Annotated in this window: 15 protein-coding genes and 2 riboswitches; of the genes, 1 reads left to right on the forward strand and 14 read right to left on the reverse strand. The window is 42.2% G+C overall.

All coding sequences use genetic code 11. The features are described 5' to 3' along the window. Positions 1–43: 43 nt before the first annotated feature. The 7 genes from GD002_RS02855 to GD002_RS02885 all read right to left on the reverse strand — a co-directional run bounded on the left by GD002_RS02855 (position 44) and on the right by GD002_RS02885 (position 7,688). Positions 44–583 carry a hydrolase gene (locus GD002_RS02855; protein WP_153730817.1) on the reverse strand — a complete coding sequence of 180 codons (540 nt, stop codon included), beginning with the start codon at positions 581–583 and terminating at the stop codon, positions 44–46. Between the two features lie 431 nt (positions 584–1,014). After that, the gene (locus GD002_RS02860; protein WP_153730818.1) at positions 1,015–3,207 is read right to left on the reverse strand and encodes a malate synthase G; all 2,193 of its coding nucleotides are present in this window, start codon (positions 3,205–3,207) and stop codon (positions 1,015–1,017) included. 316 nt (positions 3,208–3,523) lie between these two features. Beyond that, positions 3,524–4,585, reverse strand: a complete 1,062-nt coding sequence (locus GD002_RS02865) for a sulfate/molybdate ABC transporter ATP-binding protein (protein ID WP_153730819.1) — start codon at positions 4,583–4,585, stop codon at positions 3,524–3,526. Beyond that, complete coding sequence (cysW, locus tag GD002_RS02870; RefSeq protein WP_153730820.1) at positions 4,582–5,442, reverse strand: sulfate ABC transporter permease subunit CysW; 861 nt, start codon at positions 5,440–5,442, stop codon at positions 4,582–4,584. Before cysW ends, GD002_RS02865 begins: the two co-directional genes overlap by 4 nt. A gap of 13 nt (positions 5,443–5,455) precedes the next feature. Further along, positions 5,456–6,289 (reverse strand): sulfate ABC transporter permease subunit CysT, encoded by an 834-nt coding sequence (gene cysT / locus GD002_RS02875; RefSeq protein ID WP_153730821.1) that lies wholly within the window; start codon positions 6,287–6,289, stop codon positions 5,456–5,458. Between the two features lie 27 nt (positions 6,290–6,316). Further along, positions 6,317–7,351, reverse strand: coding sequence for a sulfate ABC transporter substrate-binding protein (locus GD002_RS02880; RefSeq protein WP_153730822.1), 1,035 nt, complete (start codon positions 7,349–7,351; stop codon positions 6,317–6,319). A gap of 130 nt (positions 7,352–7,481) precedes the next feature. Then, the gene (locus GD002_RS02885; RefSeq protein WP_153730823.1) at positions 7,482–7,688 is read right to left on the reverse strand and encodes a YezD family protein; all 207 of its coding nucleotides are present in this window, start codon (positions 7,686–7,688) and stop codon (positions 7,482–7,484) included. 236 nt (positions 7,689–7,924) lie between these two features. Then, a riboswitch (cobalamin riboswitch) is annotated at positions 7,925–8,058 on the forward strand. Between the two features lie 146 nt (positions 8,059–8,204). Here GD002_RS02885 and metE point away from each other — a divergent pair. Further along, positions 8,205–10,499: a 5-methyltetrahydropteroyltriglutamate--homocysteine S-methyltransferase gene (gene metE, locus GD002_RS02890; RefSeq protein ID WP_153730824.1), complete on the forward strand. Its 2,295-nt coding sequence runs from the start codon at positions 8,205–8,207 to the stop codon at positions 10,497–10,499. A gap of 42 nt (positions 10,500–10,541) precedes the next feature. Here the strand turns inward: metE and GD002_RS02895 are convergent, their stop codons facing one another. The 7 genes from GD002_RS02895 to ribD form a co-directional block, all read right to left on the reverse strand. Continuing rightward, positions 10,542–11,861: a Na+/H+ antiporter family protein gene (locus tag GD002_RS02895; RefSeq protein ID WP_153730825.1), complete on the reverse strand. Its 1,320-nt coding sequence runs from the start codon at positions 11,859–11,861 to the stop codon at positions 10,542–10,544. Between the two features lie 163 nt (positions 11,862–12,024). After that, on the reverse strand, positions 12,025–13,569 hold the full coding sequence (gene hutH, locus GD002_RS02900) for a histidine ammonia-lyase (protein ID WP_153730826.1): 1,545 nt from the start codon (positions 13,567–13,569) through the stop codon (positions 12,025–12,027). A 183-nt stretch (positions 13,570–13,752) separates the two neighbouring features. Further along, a complete protein-coding gene (gene hutP, locus GD002_RS02905; RefSeq protein ID WP_153730827.1) occupies positions 13,753–14,202 on the reverse strand; it encodes a hut operon transcriptional regulator HutP in 450 nt (149 codons plus the stop codon). 195 nt (positions 14,203–14,397) lie between these two features. Continuing rightward, positions 14,398–14,865, reverse strand: a complete 468-nt coding sequence (ribH, locus tag GD002_RS02910; RefSeq protein ID WP_153730828.1) for a 6,7-dimethyl-8-ribityllumazine synthase — start codon at positions 14,863–14,865, stop codon at positions 14,398–14,400. Between the two features lie 12 nt (positions 14,866–14,877). Beyond that, positions 14,878–16,071, reverse strand: a complete 1,194-nt coding sequence (locus GD002_RS02915) for a bifunctional 3,4-dihydroxy-2-butanone-4-phosphate synthase/GTP cyclohydrolase II (protein WP_153730829.1) — start codon at positions 16,069–16,071, stop codon at positions 14,878–14,880. 21 nt (positions 16,072–16,092) lie between these two features. Continuing rightward, positions 16,093–16,737, reverse strand: a complete 645-nt coding sequence (ribE, locus tag GD002_RS02920) for a riboflavin synthase (protein ID WP_153730830.1) — start codon at positions 16,735–16,737, stop codon at positions 16,093–16,095. A 3-nt stretch (positions 16,738–16,740) separates the two neighbouring features. Beyond that, entirely contained in the window at positions 16,741–17,817 is a 1,077-nt protein-coding gene (gene ribD, locus GD002_RS02925) for a bifunctional diaminohydroxyphosphoribosylaminopyrimidine deaminase/5-amino-6-(5-phosphoribosylamino)uracil reductase RibD (protein ID WP_228548278.1), read from the reverse strand. A gap of 280 nt (positions 17,818–18,097) precedes the next feature. Then, positions 18,098–18,258: riboswitch (FMN riboswitch) on the reverse strand. Positions 18,259–18,275 lie beyond the last annotated feature (17 nt).

Here is an 18,275-nt window from a genome sequence, read left to right on the forward strand (position 1 = left end):
CCTACTATCGGCATTTCGCTTTTTGCTGGTTATATCAATCCAATCACTTAACAATCTTCAATACCTTTTTAAATTCATCGGTTCCTGCTTCTCCAATTAATTCATATAGAGCAGTTTCTACACAAGTTGCTGGGATGCCGAGACCTTTCATTTTCTCAAGACCAATTTGTTTATTTTCTTTCGTTCGAGAAGTAACTGCATCTTCAATAACTTCAACTTCATATCCTTGATTCACCAAGTCTGCAGCGGTCATGTAAACACAAATATGTGTCTCGATTCCTGCAATTAGAACTTGCTTCCGACCGGAACTTTCTAGTTGTTTCATGAATTCTTCATTGCCAACCGCACTAAATGTCATTTTAGCGATTGGTTCCTGACCTTCTAGCAAGCTAGATAACGATTCGCTAGTCTTTCCAAGCCCATCTGGATATTGTTCCAACCAAAGTATAGGAACTTCTAATACTTGCAAGCCTTTAATCAGTTTTTGTAGATTATCATGCAAGACTTCACTCTCATTAACGATCTGGGCAAGCTTTCCTTGTACATCCACTAATACGAATACCGTTTGCTCTTTTTGCAACATATTCATTTCCTCCTTTATTCAATCATTCCCACCAGTATACCATATCTACATATTTATCAGAAAAGGGTAGCAACTTAATTTATTCCGAATAAAAACAGTGAGCTGTCCTGAAAGTGAAATATCTTTCTTTGTCCGTTTTCTATAGTATTGCATAGAAAAGATAGGCAAATCGCCAAAGTTGTATCGCACCGATCGGTTTCTATGAGCGGTTGAGCAGGAGTTATGATCGCGTATGTGGTTTCTATGAGCGGTTGGGTGAGATTTCCGACCGAGCATTACGTACCACACAACCAGCCAAACGAGTTGTTCACCGCATATTTCACTTTCTTAAAAACAGCCTAGGATGAACAGAAATTTACCTATCCATACAAAAATAAGAGCCGCCCAAAAAGTCAGGTGAAAACGACTTTTCGGACAGGCTCCTGTAACTGTTATGATTGTTGTACTGTGGCTTTTTGTCTAGCCTTTGCTTTCGCTTCGATTCGGCGAGCGTGCAAGATTGGTTCTGTGTAGCCGCTTGGCTGTTCAGCACCTTTAAATACTAGATCGCAAGCTGCTTGGAAAGCTACGGAATCGGCATAATTTGGAGCCATAGGTTGATAAAGTTCATCACCAGCATTTTGCTCGTCAACGACTTTCGCCATGCGCTCCATTGTTTCTTGAACTTGCTCTTTCGAACAAATGCCATGACGCAACCAGTTTGCGATATGTTGACTGGAAATTCGAAGCGTTGCTCGGTCTTCCATCAAGCCCACATCATTGATATCTGGAACTTTAGAACAACCAACACCTTGGTCGATCCAACGTACAACATAACCAAGGATCCCTTGAGCATTGTTATCCAGTTCTGACTGAATTTCTTCAGCAGGCCAGTCTGTATTCGGAGCCAATGGAATATCGAGGATGCCATCTTGATAATCAATGGAGCTATCGACATTTGCTTGGACATCTTTTACGTTGATCTCGTGATAATGTAATGCGTGCAATGTAGCAGCCGTTGGAGATGGTACCCACGCTGTACTTGCACCCGCTTTCGGATGAGCAATTTTTTGTTCAAGCATTGCAGCCATCATATCCGGCATGGCCCACATTCCTTTACCAATTTGAGCGTGTCCTGGAAGACCTGCTTTGATACCAACAGCTACGTTGGAAGCTTCATAGGAAGCAAGCCACTTGGAAGCTTTCATATCATTTTTACGAATAACAGGTCCTGCTTCCATAGATGTATGGATTTCATCGCCTGTACGATCAAGGAAGCCAGTATTGATGAAGGCAATACGCTCTTTCACCGCATGAATAGCAGGCTTCAAGTTCAATGACATTCGCCGCTCTTCATCCATCAACCCAATTTTTATCGTATTGCGTTCCAAACGTAATAGATCCTCAATACGATCGAATAATTTATTCGCAAATGCCGCTTCTTCGGAACCATGCATCTTCGGTTTTACGATGTAGATGGAGCCATGCCTGGAGTTCTTGAACTCTGTATCGCTCTTCAGATTGTGTGTAGCAATCAATGATGTCACGACACCATCTAAAATTCCTTCAGGTACTTCATTTCCACTTTCATCTAAAATCGCATTATTTGTCATCAAGTGACCTACGTTACGAACGAACATTAATGAACGGCCGTGTAATGTTAATTCGCTACCATCTGGCGTTTTATAGGTACGGTCAGGATTCATTCTTCTCGTTACGGTTTTGCTTCCCCGTTTGAAAGAAGCTTCAAGATCACCTTTCATTAGACCTAGCCAGTTGCGATATACGCCTACTTTATCTTCTGCATCTACAGCTGCAATGGAATCTTCACAGTCCATCAAAGTAGAGAGTGCCGCTTCTAAAATCAAGTCTTTAACACCAGCTGCATCGTCTTTTCCAATCGGATGGTTACGGTCGATCGCAATTTCGATATGCAATCCGTTATTTGTCAATAATACAGCGGACGGTTCGTCTTCTGCGCCATTGTAACCTGCCAGCTGAGTAGCATCCTTTAGACCTGTCTTGTTTCCATTCTGAAGAGTGACTTCCAACTCTTCATTTACGACTGCATAGCCAATAGCTTCTGCATGAGAGCCTTCTGCCAAAGGTGCTGCTTGATCTAGCAAGTTTTTCGCAAAGTCGATAACCTTTTGTCCACGGATTGGGTTGTAACTTACTCCAGCTTCCGCTCCGTCCTCGTCACTGATGACATCTGTTCCATATAGTGCATCATAGAGGCTTCCCCATCTTGCATTGGCCGCGTTCAATGCATAACGTGCATTATCCACAGGTACTACGAGTTGGGAGCCTGCTTGAATCGCAATTTCATCATCCACATTAGAGGTCGTCACTTGGAAATCATCCACTTGCGGTTCCAAATAGCCAATTTCTTTCAAGAACTCTTTATATGAGTTGGGATCTGTATTTCCATTGTTTTTTTGATGCCATTTATTAATTGCTTTTTGCAATTCGTCTCGTTTTTCTAATAGCGCTTTGTTTTCAGGAGCAAGTTCATGAATGAGCGAATCAAAGTCTGTCCAAAATTGATCTTTTTGGATATCTAAGCCTGTTAGAACTTCCTCATTAACGAAGTTATAAAGTTCTTTTGCGACCTGCAATTTTCCTACTTTTTCATAGTTTGTCATAAAATAAAGCCACCCCTTAATAATTTTTGCGCTACTCTGTTGTATAACATGCAGCGACGAACACGGTTCTCCGTCATTTGATCATAGGTGCCCCCACAGCCAATAATCAATATTTAGGCGCATGAATGCCGATTTATGTCCTAATTTGAAGTCGTGTTAGTACATATCATACCTAAACTCTATAAAACTTTCAACTGAATTGTAAAAATTTTCACACCATCTTATTTATAGAATTAAATTCTCTTGTCTTACAGTTATATAACAGAGGGTGAATAAACAGAACTTCATTCTCATAAAGGAATTCTACCAAGTGTCATCAGATACTATAATCGTCTGGAGTGAAGACGTGCAGCTGATTCGGTTTGATGTAAACCAATTCCTTTTTCTGCAGTTGCAGTTCATTGAATTGCTCTCTTGATAATTCGGCTTCTAGATATTCGTCGCTGTCCTGCCGTTTCAGTTCGATTTTGACGGATTTCCCGAAAGCTTGGATATACGTGATCCAGGCAGGTACCGAATCCTTTACCGTCAAATCTCTTGTAATCAAGAGGTCATGAGGACGCACAAAACCTACCGCCGCTTCACTTTGCCTTTCCAGATCCCCACTGATTTCCCATTCACACAACCCTTGGTGCAACTTCCCTCTCTCCAAGCGTCCTTTAAATAAGTTGACATCACCCAAAAAATTATAGACAAATGGACTGTTCGGATGATGGTACACTTCATCCGGTGTTCCTTCCTGTACAACGACACCTTCATTCAGTACGACAATACGATCTGCTACGTCCAATGCTTCTTCCTGATCATGTGTGACAAAAATCGTCGTGACCGACACTTCATCATGCAAACGACGCAGCCACCTTCTCAGCTCTTTTCGTACTTTCGCGTCAAGAGCACCAAATGGCTCATCCAACAATAAAATTTTAGGTTCCACCGCCAGTGTTCTCGCTAACGCTACACGCTGTCGCTGACCGCCTGAAAGTTGGGATGGATAGCGATCCGCAAACTCCTCTAACCGTACCAACTGCAAAAGCTCCTGTACCTTTTCACGAATTTTTTGTTTCGGCAGACGTTCCTTTCTTTTCTTCACCTTCAAACCATACGCGACATTTTCAAATACCGTCATATGCTTGAATAGAGCATAATGCTGAAACACAAAACCCACTTGCTGGCCATAGTCGTTTGTTGCCTGCTCTTCAAAGTGGATGACTCCTTCATCTGCCGCCTCCAATCCTGCAATTATTCGCAATAGCGAGGTTTTCCCCGAACCAGAAGGACCTAGCAATGCGACAAGCTCTCCAGACGGTATATCCAAATTAATATGCTTTAATGCTTGATATCTTCCAAAATTTTTAGATATATCTGTCAACTGAATCATACACTCTCTCCTATCCCATTGTTCATCTTCCATTCAAAAAAATTCTTTAAAATGAGAGTCACAATGGCTGCTACCGACATCAAAGATGCCACCGCGAATGAAGCAGTGAATTGATATTCATTGTAAAGAATCTCAATATGTAGTGGCAGAGTATTCGTCAACCCACGAATATGACCTGACACGACAGAGACGGCTCCAAATTCCCCGATCGCACGTGCATTACATAAAATAATCCCATAAAGTAACCCCCACTTAATATTCGGCAATGTAACATGCACAAACGTTTTCCATCCACTAGCACCAAGCAGCACCGAAGCTTCCTCTTCTGATGAGCCTTGTGATTGCATGATCGGAATTAGCTCTCTCGCGACAAAAGGAAATGTAATGAACATCGTCGCCAAGATAATGCCTGGAACAGCAAAAATAATCTTCATATCGTTTTGAAATAGCCATTCTCCAAATAGTCCTTGACCGCCAAAAAGTAAAACGAACACTAATCCCGCAATCACAGGAGAGACCGCAAACGGTAAATCAATTAACGTGATCAAAATATTCTTCCCTTTAAAACGGAATTTGGTAATACTCCACGCAGCTGCCACCCCGAATATCGCATTCAGCGGCACTGTAATAGCCGCAACTAAAATGGTCAATCGAATGGCTGCTAATGCGTCAGGATCTGAGATGGAAGCTAGATAAACAGCCCACCCCTTATCGAAAGCTTGTGTAAAAATAATAAGCAAAGGAAAGAACAAAAAGAGAACTAGAAAGATAAGTGCAATACTGATTAATAAAATTCTAACCCAAAGAGGTTCCGACAATGATACTTTTCTTTGTACAGCCAGGGTCCCGATCGCCATGCAAATGCCTCCTTTAGTTCTCCAATATTTTTCTTGAGGTCCACCACTGTAACCCATTAATACACAAAAGGAGGATAAACGAAAGGATAAGCATAACAACCGCTATGGCGGTCGCTCCCGCATAGTCATATTGCTCCAATTTCGTCATAATGATCAGTGGGGTGATCTCTGTTTTCATTGGCATATTTCCTGCAATGAAAACGACAGAGCCATATTCGCCGAGCGCCCTGGCAAAGGTTAGCGCAAAGCCTGTAAGCGCTGCTGGCAAAATTTCAGGAAAGATTATTTTTCGGAATGTCTGCAAACGAGACGCGCCCATCATATATGACGCTTCCTCCAGTTCCTTTTCCAGACCTTGCAAAACAGGCTGCACCATTCTTACCACGAATGGTAAACCGATAAATACCAATGCAATCGTAATACCAATTGGCGTATAGACGATTTTCATTGGGATGAATTGACCAAGCCTTCCTTGTTCTGCATAGAGTGTGGTCAGTGCAATCCCCGCCACCGCTGTCGGGAGTGCAAACGGTAAATCAATCAGTCCGTCCAAAAGACGACGGAACGGAAAATGATAACGGACGAATACCCAAGCAATGAGAATGCCAAATACCAAATTAATGACGGATGCTGTAAAAGCTGTTCCGAAACTCAATCGATAGGAAGCCATGACTCTTTTTTCTGTCACGACTCCCAAAAATTCTCCCCACGATAGGCCCGAGCTTTTCACGAACACCATCGATAGCGGCAAAAGAACAAGAATACTTAAGTAAAACAATGTAAAGCCCAATGTCAGACCGAAGCCTGGTAAAGATCGATGTTGTCTCGCTTGCTGAACGCTAGCCAATATGTTCCCCTGCTTTCTTCAATGAGTTTATGGTGCCTGGACATAGATCTTGTCAAACGTTCCACCATCAGAAAAATGTTCTTTCTGCGCTTTCTCCCAACCACCGAAATAATCAATCGTCACTAGCTCCATTTCAGGAAATTGGTCACTATACTTTTGTAAAATCTTTTCATTTCTCGGGCGATAAAAATGTTTGGCGGCTAATTCTTGACCAATATCTGTATATAAATATTGTAAATATGCTTCCGCCACTTTTTGCGTTCCTTTTTTGGCCGCAACCTTCTCCACCACTGCAACAGGCGGCTCAGCTAAGATACTGACGGAAGGCGTAATGATTTCAAAGGTATCTTCACCAAACTCTTTCAACGATAGAAATGCTTCATTCTCCCAAGCAAGCAACACATCTCCAATCTTTCTTTCAACAAAAGTCGTGGTAGCTCCACGTGCACCCGTGTCCAATACTTCGACGTTGCGATATAAGTCGCCAACATATTGTTTAACTTGCTGTTCATCATCAGAAAACTTCTGCTCGGCATAGATCCATGCCGCCAAATAATTCCATCTTGCACCACCAGATGTTTTTGGATTGGGCGTTATGACTGATACATCTTTTTTCACCAGATCATCCCAGTCGGTAATGTTTTTCGGATTACCTTTTCTCACCAAAAATACGATGGTCGATGTATAAGGCGTTGAATTATGTGCAAGTTTCGACTGCCAATCTGAGGGTAACAGGTCACGATGCTTTGACACTTCATCAATATCTCCCGCCAATGCCAAGGTCACAACATCCGCTTCCAATCCATCAATTACCGATCTACCTTGTTTCCCCGACCCCCCATGTGATTGTTGGATAGACACATTTTGTCCTTGCTCTTCTTTCCAATAGTCAATGAACGACTCATTGAATTCTTCATAAAATTCTCTTGTCGGATCATAGGAAACATTCAATAATGTCAAATCCTTCTCTCCATCTGCATTTGCTGAATTCGTTTCTCCTCCGCAACCAGCTAACAATACCAAAGCACTAAGCCATAAAAATACAATACGCTTCTTTTTCATGTAACCTCTCTCCTTTTATGTCGAGTACACCTCGACCATTTTTCTTATAAATTGTTCAGTCAGCCGTAAATGAAAAAGAAGGCTGACATGTTTGTATACACCTGCTCTGAGGTATATCAACATGCAGCCTTCAGTGTGTCTGATCAGCTTGCGTATTTTGTTTACGTGATGTCATCTGAATTTTATTCTCTTCTTTTTGTGATTGGAAACGAATCTTTTCCAACCGTTCAATCTGTACGATCTGTCCGTTATGGATAACGAGTGTCACCGTACCATAATCCAAATCTTCACATGCTTGTATAATGTGCGGAATCCATTTTTCCTGGTTGTCCGTCATTGCTCACACTCCCTCTTTAAAAAGTTACTTTCGACTTTTATAAGGCTCATAAATCTAAAAATAAAACCTACTAAACTAATAAGTTATATAAACTTAAACCTATACTACCCATTGTTTTCACATTTGTCTAGTCCTTTTTAAAATATTTTTATACACATGCTAAATTATTGATCCTTCTTTAGGACACGGTTGACACCCCATAAACCTTATGATAGTTTTATAGTCAATCATCTGAATTGAATAGTTTGAAAATAGGTGAAATGAGCATCTTGTTCATTTCTTAAAAGGGAATCCTTTTGTTGGAGCGGTCCCGCCACTGTGAAGACGTCTATACGTCCAGCCAGATACCTGCCTATTTTTGTAACGCTTAATCCTACGGTGAATGGGGAGGTGTTAGATACACGCGGTTTATACTGCATGCTTTTTTAAGTATGCATATTTACACATACGTGCATTTCTAACATTTATGTTAGGAATGCTTTTTTTTATTGGAACAGCACAAGGAGGAAAAGACAAATGGCAAAAAGCAGTATAGTGGGTTATCCGGTGATCGGAGAAAATCGAGAGTGGAAACGGGCATTGGAATCATTTTGGGCGCAAAAAACTACAGAAGAAGAACTTCTTCAAACAACGAAAGAAATTCGTTTAGCTAATCTACAGAAGCAAAAGGAAGCTGGGCTAGATCAGATTGCAGTGGGAGACTTCACATTATATGACCGTGTGCTTGATACAGCGGTAATGTTCGGGATCATTCCTTCCCGTTACCAATGGACAGGGGGTCAAGTATCGAACACCACTTATTTTTCGATGGCACGTGGGAACGACGAGGCTGTCGCTTCCGAAATGACAAAATGGTTCAATACGAACTATCACTACATCGTTCCAGAATATGAAGGGCAACGTTTTCAACTAACAGAAAACAAACCACTCCTTGCGTACCGTGAAGCAAAGAAAGAACTTGGCATAGAAGGGAAACCTGTTCTTCTCGGTCCTTATACGTTACTAAAATTATCAAAAGGATATGAAGACAAAGATGTACCATCCATCATCCTACAACTGATTCCTTTATATCAAAAAGTATTGCAAGAACTACAGGAAGAAGGCGTACAGTGGGTACAAATCGATGAACCAATTCTCTGTACTTCCATTACATCAAATGAAATGAAAACGGTGACGGAAATTTATTCGCAGTTGACAAAAGATGTTGATGGCCTGAATATTTTATTGCAAACCTACTTTGATTCAGTTGAACACTTTGAAGAAACCATTGCCTTGCCAGTAGCAGGTATTGGACTAGATTTTGTGCATGGTGGCACCAAGAACTTGGAGAATCTCCAGACACACGGATTCCCACAAGAGAAGATATTAGCTGCAGGGATCGTAGACGGACGTAATATTTGGCGATCCGATTTACATGCTAAATTGTCCTTGTTGGAAACGATTCAACAACAGGTCAAGCTTGAAAATCTATGGATTCAGCCTTCTTGCAGTCTGCTTCATGTACCAGTTACCATTCGGTCAGAACAGAAACTAGATTCCACAATTTCAAATGCATTGGCGTTTGCTGATGAAAAGATAAAAGAAATTCATGTACTACAAACAGCATTGCAATCAGGTAAAGTAAGCGTTGTTACGGAATTTGAACAAAGCGAAGCTGCCCTAACAGCTTTCAATAAATTGCCTGCTCGTAATCGCCAAGAAATACGTGAAGCGACATCTGGCAGCATTTTGTCAGATAGTAAACGAAATCTTCCATTTGCTGACCGGAAAATAAAGCAGCAGGAAAAATTTCAGTTACCTTTGCTACCAACAACAACAATCGGTAGTTTCCCACAAACTCCTGAAGTACGAAGAACACGTACAAAATGGAGAAAAGGAGAGATTACGGATCAGCAGTATAAGGACTTTGTCAATGCAGAAATCAAAGAATGGATTGATATTCAAGAAGAGCTTGGACTCGATGTATTAGTTCATGGAGAATTCGAGCGGACGGATATGGTTGAATATTTCGGCGAGAAGCTGGATGGCTTTGTCTTCACCGAGAAGGCTTGGGTACAGTCTTACGGTTCCCGTTGCGTGAAGCCGCCAATCATTTATGGGGATGTCGCATTTACGAAGCCGATGACTGTGGAAGAATCGGTATATGCGAAATCTCTGACAAACCATGAAGTAAAAGGAATGCTCACAGGTCCGGTAACGATTTTAAATTGGTCATTTGTTCGAGATGATCTGTCTAGAGATGAAGTGACGAATCAAATTGCACTTGCATTACGTAAGGAAATTGAGTCGTTGGAAGCGGCAGGCATCCATATGATTCAAGTGGATGAGCCAGCGCTACGCGAAGGGCTTCCATTGAAGAAATCCGAATGGAAGCATTATCTTGACTGGGCAGTAAATGCATTCCGTGTGGCTACTGCTTCAGTTGAAGATACAACGCAAATCCATACACATATGTGCTATTGTGATTTCAATCACTTCATTGAAGCAATTAGTGCATTAGATGCAGATGTCATTTCTATTGAAACATCACGCAGTCATGGTGATTTGGTGGAATCGTTCAATGACTATCATTACGATAAAGGAATCGGGCTGGGTGTGTATGATATCCATAGTCCTCGCGTCCCAGCAGTGGAAGAAATGACGGAAATCATAAATAAAGGATTGGAAGTGCTAGATCCTGCTCAATTCTGGATCAATCCAGATTGCGGCTTAAAAACAAGAAAGCGCAAAGAAACAGTTGCAGCTTTAAAGCATATGGTCATCGCTACTGAACAAGCACGTGAACGTTTAGGTGCATCGGCAGTGAAATAAAAATAGAGCAGATCCAGTTTTCTTGGATCTGCTCTTTTCATTTTACAATACCATAGCTGCGATAACACCGAAGATAAGAAGAGGTATATTGTAATGTAAGAACGTTGGCACACAAGTATCCCAAATATGATGGTGCTTACCGTCTGCATTCAGACCGGAAGTCGGTCCGAGTGTACTGTCAGATGCAGGAGATCCTGCGTCACCTAATGCTCCTGCAGTACCGATCAAAGCGGCAGTTGCCATCGGTGAGAATCCTACTGCGATACAAATCGGAACGAATAAAGCTGCGATAATTGGAATCGTACCGAATGAAGAACCAATTCCCATCGTGATCAGTAGACCAACAAGAAGCATGACTATTGCGATCATCATTTTATTGTCGCCTAGTATACCAGTAGCTGAATCGACTAAGCTTTCTACCGCACCTGTTTCCTTTAATACCGTTGCATATCCTGAAGCAATCAGCATGACAAAGGCAATCATACCCATCATGGCAATTCCATCATTTACTACCTTCTCACCATCTTGGAACGGAATAACTGTCAAGACAAACATCAAGAAAATTCCAGCAAGCGCTCCCAAAATCAACGAACCTGTAGCTAGCTGCACTGCTAATGCTGCCAAAATAGAGACAATTGTGAAGCCGTGGCGGATATTAAACTGTAACTGTTGATTCTCCACTTCTTCCTCACGCGAGATATTAATTTTTTCTGCAAAATCCTCACCGTAATTACGTGGTTTTCTATAAGAGATAAATACCGCCACTAACAAGCCTACAATCATTCCGATACCCGGAATTAACATTGCAATATTAGCTTCCGAAAGAGTGATATCCATACCGCTAGCAACCATTTCATCCACAATAATACCTTTAAAGATTAAACCAAAACCAGCTGGAATCATGATATAAGGTGCTTTCAATCCAAATGTAAGCGCTGTTGCAACGCCTCGACGATCAATTTTCATCTTGTCAAAAAGATGAAGCATCGGTGGAATCAAAATAGGAATAAATGCAATATGTATCGGTACAACATTTTGCGAGAAACAAGCGACACCAGCAATAGTCAATAATAAAATAGCCCGCTTGCCTTTCAATACTTTAACCAATCTTTTTACTAAAAAGCCTGCAATACCTGACATACCAATCATGACAGCGAACATACCGAGCAAAATATAACTTAATGCTGTATTCGCTTGTCCACCCATGCCAGAAACTAACATGTTCGTAGCCTCAGTTAAAGACAGTCCTTCCATTATTCCAGCTACACCAGCAGCCGCTAAAATAGCAAATATTACATTGACCCGAAATAAACTAAGTACCGCCATTACAATGACAGATACTACCACCGTATTGAATAACATCGACTCATCCCCTATATCTCTATTTATAGAACTGTCTATTACACATTACATAAGCAAGCGCTTACAATTCAAGGATAATATTGTGATCTAGCATCACCTGAGCAGAATGAAGTCCTGCTCAGGCTAAATCACTAGATAAAATCGCTATACTATATCCTCACTATTAATAATTAGAACTTGCTTCTTGATATTCCTCTTTCGGCAAAGACGTTTCCGCAAATGCGTTCCAATCCATTTTAAGTAACCAAGCCGCCGCTGCTTCAATATCTTTTGAGAAGATTCGGTCTTGCTTGATGCTCGGAACTACATTTCGTGCTTCTGAATAGAATTTCTTTGTAAAGTCGGCCAATTTCTCAGCTCCTCGATATTCTGCAGCTTGCAGTGAACAAATCAATTCAATCGCTAGCACTCTACGTGCATTTTGAATAATTTGATGTGCGTGTCGAGATCCAATTGTTCCCATACTGACATGGTCTTCTTGATTGGCTGAAGATGGAATGGAGTCCACACTCGCCGGATGCGCCAATGTTTTATTTTCAGAAACAAGAGAAGCGGCAGCATATTGCATAATCATTGCGCCAGACTGCAAACCAGGTTCCGGGCTTAGGAACGGTGGTAAATCGTTTAACTGCGGATTGACCAGACGTTCAATTCGACGTTCTGAAATATTGGCGAACTCTGCCATCGCTACTTTCAAGAAATCCATTGCAAACGCAATCGGTTGTCCGTGGAAGTTACCGCCAGAAATGACTTTGTCTCCATCGTCGAAAATCAACGGATTATCCGTAGCTGCATTCATTTCAATTTCCAATTTCTCTTTTACATAATCCAATACTTGCCAAGAAGCACCATGTACTTGTGGAATACAACGTAGTGAATATGCATCTTGAACGCGTAACTCACCTTGTCTTGTTGTTAATTGGCTTCCTGCGAACATACGTCGCATCCGTTCTGCCACTTCTGTCTGCTGGCGATATCCGCGTGCTTCATGTACGTCTGCATCGAACGCATCCACAATGCCACGTAAACCTTCTAGTGTTAACGTTGAAATTGCTTCAGTTTGGTATGCAAGTTGTTCCGCTTCCAAGTAATTAACCAATCCCATCGCTGTCATTGCTTGTGTTCCATTGATCAGTGCCAAACCTTCTTTCGCCTTTAGCGTGACAGGCTCAATCCCTTCTTTCGATAAAGCAACGGAAGCTTCCATACGTTCTCCCTCATAAAACACTTCGCCTTCTCCCATTAACACGAGCGCTAAATGAGAAAGTGGCGCCAAGTCACCGCTTGCTCCAAGTGAACCTTGTTGTGGAATAACCGGATGAATTCGAGCGTTAACAAGATCTAATAGACGTTCAATGACGACCGGACGAATCCCAGAAAACCCTTTTAGGAGGGCATTTGCTCTTAGTAACGTCATACCGCGAGACACCATTTCAGGGAATGGCTCGCCAATCCCGCACGCATGCGAATGAATTAAATTCAATTGAAGCTGCTCCGTATCATCTGATTCGATGAGTACATCACTGAATTTCCCGAAACCAGTTGTAATTCCGTATACCACTTTTCCTTCTTGTACGATCTTTTCGACAGCTTCCCGACTCTTTGCTACCGCTTTCATACTTTCTTCAGAAGCTTTCACCATTGCTCCGTTCACCAATACTTCTCGAGCCTGTTCAATAGTTAATGTACGTCCTGTCAATTCAATCATTTACGATTCCTCCTTGTAGTGATTTGTCTAGTTGTCTTGCAATTCACGTACTAAGAATCCTAGCCTTTACAAGCAAAAAGAGGCTATATTAACACACTGCAAACAGGAAGGGACCTGTCCCCACCGTTGCATGTGTCAATATAGCCTCCTTATTGTCTAAATAACTATAGGCTTAATTCTTATTTAAATGTGATTAATTCCTAAACCAATTGCCTCATGTTCGAATCCACGAACTGGGGCTCCGATCGTTCCGTAAACAGCAACAGCAATCCATTCGCCTTCTGCGTCCTTCTCAAAAGGAGTTCCACGCACAATCGCAAATCGAAGTCCTGCCGTTCTCAACATACCACCGAGCTCTACTTGGCCACGTGTTACACCATGCATTGCTTCAATAATGGCATGATACAGTGCATGCATTTCACGATACACATCCTGGTCTACGATTCCTTGCCGTTTCGCAAGCGTTTCAATAGCAGCCACTATTTTTTGAAACTCCATAGAACCTACTTTACCTTTGCCAAACCGCCAACCTAATTGCTGTAAGTCGTTTTCAATCTTTTGGTCTTCTGCTTCACACTCTGAAAACGAATACATAACTGCCTGGCGTCCAATTCTTGTATCAAGCTGTCTCATGCTGTACCTTCTTTTTTAAATATACTTACTTTCTACTTTTCACTAGTAACTACTTCTATTATTGCAGACGAAAATCAGTTGGTCAATACTTGCACAGAAAAAAATTTAAGCGCTTTCTTTTTTTAGATAGAGTTCTCATTGGGATTGGCACGGTCCTATCGCTTCGCTAGCACCGCGCCAATCTTAGAATAGCTATCAATTAAACTGTCTGGACAAGTTGGCCATTTCAATCGCCGAAACTGCTGCATCCCAGCCTTTGTTCCCAGCTTTCGTGCCCGCACGCTCGATGGATTGCTCGATCGTATCCGTTGTCAGCACACCGAAAATCACGGGTACGCCTGACTGCAAACTCGCTTGTGAAACGCCTTTAGCTGCTTCGTTACAAACATAATCAAAATGAGGAGTCGCTCCCCGAATCACCGTTCCAAGTGTAATGACCGCATCATACTTTTTAGAGTCTGCCATTTTCTTTGCGATGAGCGGTATTTCGAATGCGCCAGGTACCCAAGCAATATCTACATCTGCTTCGTTCACACCATGTCTTTTAAACGCATCTTGTGCTCCTGAAAGTAGCTTCCCTGTAATAAATTCATTGAATCGCCCCACGACAATACCTACTTTTAATCCCGTTCCTACTAAATGTCCTTCAAATAAATTTCCCATGTCCAACTCTCCTTATATCGTTAGTAAATGACCTAGCTTATCAGCCTTAGTTTGTAAATATCTTGCATTCTCTTCTTTCATTGGCAACTGAATAGGCACGCGTTCTATCACTTCTAATTCATAGCCTTTTAACCCAGCAATTTTCTTAGGGTTATTTGTCAACAGCCGCATGCTCGTGATGCCTAGTTCACGTAAAATTTGGGCTCCGATGCCGTAATCGCGTAAATCTGCTGCAAAACCTAGCTTTTCATTGGCTTCTACTGTATCGAAACCTTGCTCTTGCAGTTCATATGCTTTCAGTTTATTGATTAAACCGATACCTCTTCCTTCTTGGCGCAAGTACAATAACACGCCTTGTCCTTCTTGTTCAATCTGTGCCAGAGCCGCATGTAATTGAGGCCCACAATCACATCGACAGGAGCCAAATACATCACCTGTTAGACATTCTGAATGAACTCGAACTAATACGGGTTCTTCTGTCGATACATCACCTTTTACTAACGCCACATGTTCTTTGCCTGTAAGCATTTCGGTATAGCCGATCATACGAAACTCACCGAAATCTGTAGGTAACTTTATTTCAGCTTCCCTGGCAACCAGCTGTTCTCGCTGCAGGCGATAGTGAATCAAGTCTTGGATCGTGATTAATTTTAGGTCTAGCTCGTCCGCCATCTTGCGCAATTCCAGCACCCGCGCCATTGTCCCGTCATCATTCATAATTTCACAGATCACACCAGCAGATGAACTTCCCGCCAGGCGAGCTAAATCGACTGCCGCTTCCGTGTGGCCAGTACGAGCCAAAACGCCACCTTGTTTAGCAACCAATGGAAAAATATGCCCTGGACGTTTAAAATCTCCCGCAGTTGAAGATGACTCCATCATTTTAACAATCGTATCTGCACGTTCAAATGCGCTGATCCCTGTATGTGTGGAGCGATGATCGACACTGATTGTGAACGCAGTACCATGTGAATCCGTATTGTGATCTGTCATCATCTGTAAGCCAAGCTGCTCTGCTTTTTGTTCGGTAATCGGTACGCATATTAAACCGCGACCTTTCGTTGCCATAAAGTTAATGATCTCCGGTGTGACTTGGTCAGCCAACGCAACAAAATCACCTTCATTTTCACGATCTTCATCATCTACCACAATGACAACCTTGCCTCGCTTTAAATCTTCCAATGCTTCTTCGATTGTATCAAACATTTATTTTCACTCCTTTTCCACTCACTTAAACCCGTGTTGTTGCAAAAAATCTTCCGTTAGCGTCTGATCTTCAGTCTGTTTTCTCCCGAGCATGCTCTCTACATACTTCGCAAGCAAGTCACATTCGAAGTTCACGACTTCCCCTACCTGTTTTTTCGCCATGACCGTCATTTCTTGTGAATGAGGAATGAGCGAAATTGTTATATCTGTTTGATTGACTTCAAAAATAGTCAATGATGTACCGTCCAGCGCAATTGAGCCTTTTTGCAACAAATAAGGTCGATAGTTATTAGGCAGTGACAGCCGAATATATAATGCATTATCGAACGTTCGTTTTTCACGAATCGTCGCGACACCATCGACATGTCCCGTAACGAAATGACCGCCAAATCGACCATTTGCTGCAAGTGCACGCTCCAAATTCACTTGGCTTCCAGCTGTCAATTGGCGTAGAGATGTAGAAGTCACCGTTTCGGGCATAACATCTGCTGAAAATTGATTTTCCGAAAAATCTTTGACAGTCAAACAAACGCCATTGACTGCGATACTATCACCCAAGTGAACATCAGCTAGCACTTTGTTAGCAGCAATCGACAGCGTCATCGATTTGGCTCCTGTCTGCACATTTTTAACAGAACCGATCTCTTCAATGATCCCTGTAAACAATGATTACTCCCTCTCTTTCGGTATCGCTATAATTTTAATATCAGGCCCGATCATTTCTACGCTTTCAAAAACGAGCGGAAAGGCTTCGCCCATTAAAACAGGATCGGCACCCCCAACTGGTGTATGAGAACCTTTACCGCCAAGCATCTTTGGCGCAACATAACAAACTACTTGCTGAATTGCACGGGCTTTGACAAAAGATGCATTCACAGCGGCTCCACCTTCCACCAATAACGTCATGACACCTCGAATTCCCAGTTCAAGCAAGATGTCTTGTATGTCAAGTTGGGTGGTTGGCATACGTAGTATTTCTACGTGGGGCCTTGATAGAAGCAACTGTTCACGCGCCAAGTCCGCTTCATTTCCACAAACAATCCACGTTGGTGCTTGTGTATTTTGAATGACTTGACTATCAACTGGTGTTCGTAACCAGGTATCTAAAATTACTCGAATAGGATGTTGTCCACCTTGGGGCAATCTGGTGGTGAGAAGAGGATCATCATGAAGAAGAGTTTGTACGCCTACTAAAATTGCATCTTGCGTATGCCGAAGCAGATGGACATCGAGTCTCGCTTGCTCACTCGTTACCCATTTACTATCGCCTGTTACAGTTGCAATTTTACCGTCCATCGTCATCGCTGTTTTCATTGTCACATGAGGTGTTTTTGTTCGAATAAAATGAAAAAATGGTTCATACAATTTTCGTGCTTGATCTGCACACAGACCTTCCACTACTTCTACGCCTGCAGCTCGCAATCGTTCTACGCCTCTACCAGCCACTAGCGGATTGGGATCGGAGACAGCCACGTAGACACGCTGAACCCCTGCCTCTATGACCGCATCTGCACAAGGTGATGTGCGGCCTGTATGCGAACAAGGTTCCAAAGTCACATACAAATCAGCACCTCTCGCTTTCTCGCCCGCCATGTCGAGCGCAACCCGCTCAGCATGACGTTCTCCAGCTTGTAAATGCGCACCCATCCCGATTATACGGCCATCTTTTATTACTACAGCGCCAACGGGTGGGTTCGGAGAGGTTTGACCAGCGACATTTCGAGCCAACTTCAAAGCCATTTCCATATAGTCTTGTTTCACATCAACACACTCCAACTTGCTAAATTCCTCTTGTGACAAATCAATTATGCCTTGGCGTAATGTAAAATCCATGTCATCGCCAAAGGCTTTATCTAAATTCAACCGAAGTTTGAACTCCCACTGAACAGAAAAATACTTACATTCATCCCTCCACTTAAAAAGTGAGGGTCTTCTGCTGAATTCAGATAAAAAGCCCCGCATATGAAAATACGGGGCTTGTAAGTATGACAAAATAAGCGTTATAAATCGTAATTTAAAAAACGCACTGTTCCTTCTCTCATCCAGACTGTAACTGTCGGCTTTGGAGTTTCACCAAATCCACCTTCCGCTTCTACTGAATTCAGATAAAAGCATCCGGGTCACGGACTAAGAGCTATTCAGCTCATCACCGCCGGTAGGGATTTCCGCCCTGCCCCGAAGGAATCTTATTCGATTATTTAAAA

It is taken from the genome of Sporosarcina obsidiansis (genome assembly GCF_009651005.1).
In the GTDB taxonomy this organism is placed as follows: Bacteria; Bacillota; Bacilli; order Bacillales_A; family Planococcaceae; genus Sporosarcina; species Sporosarcina obsidiansis.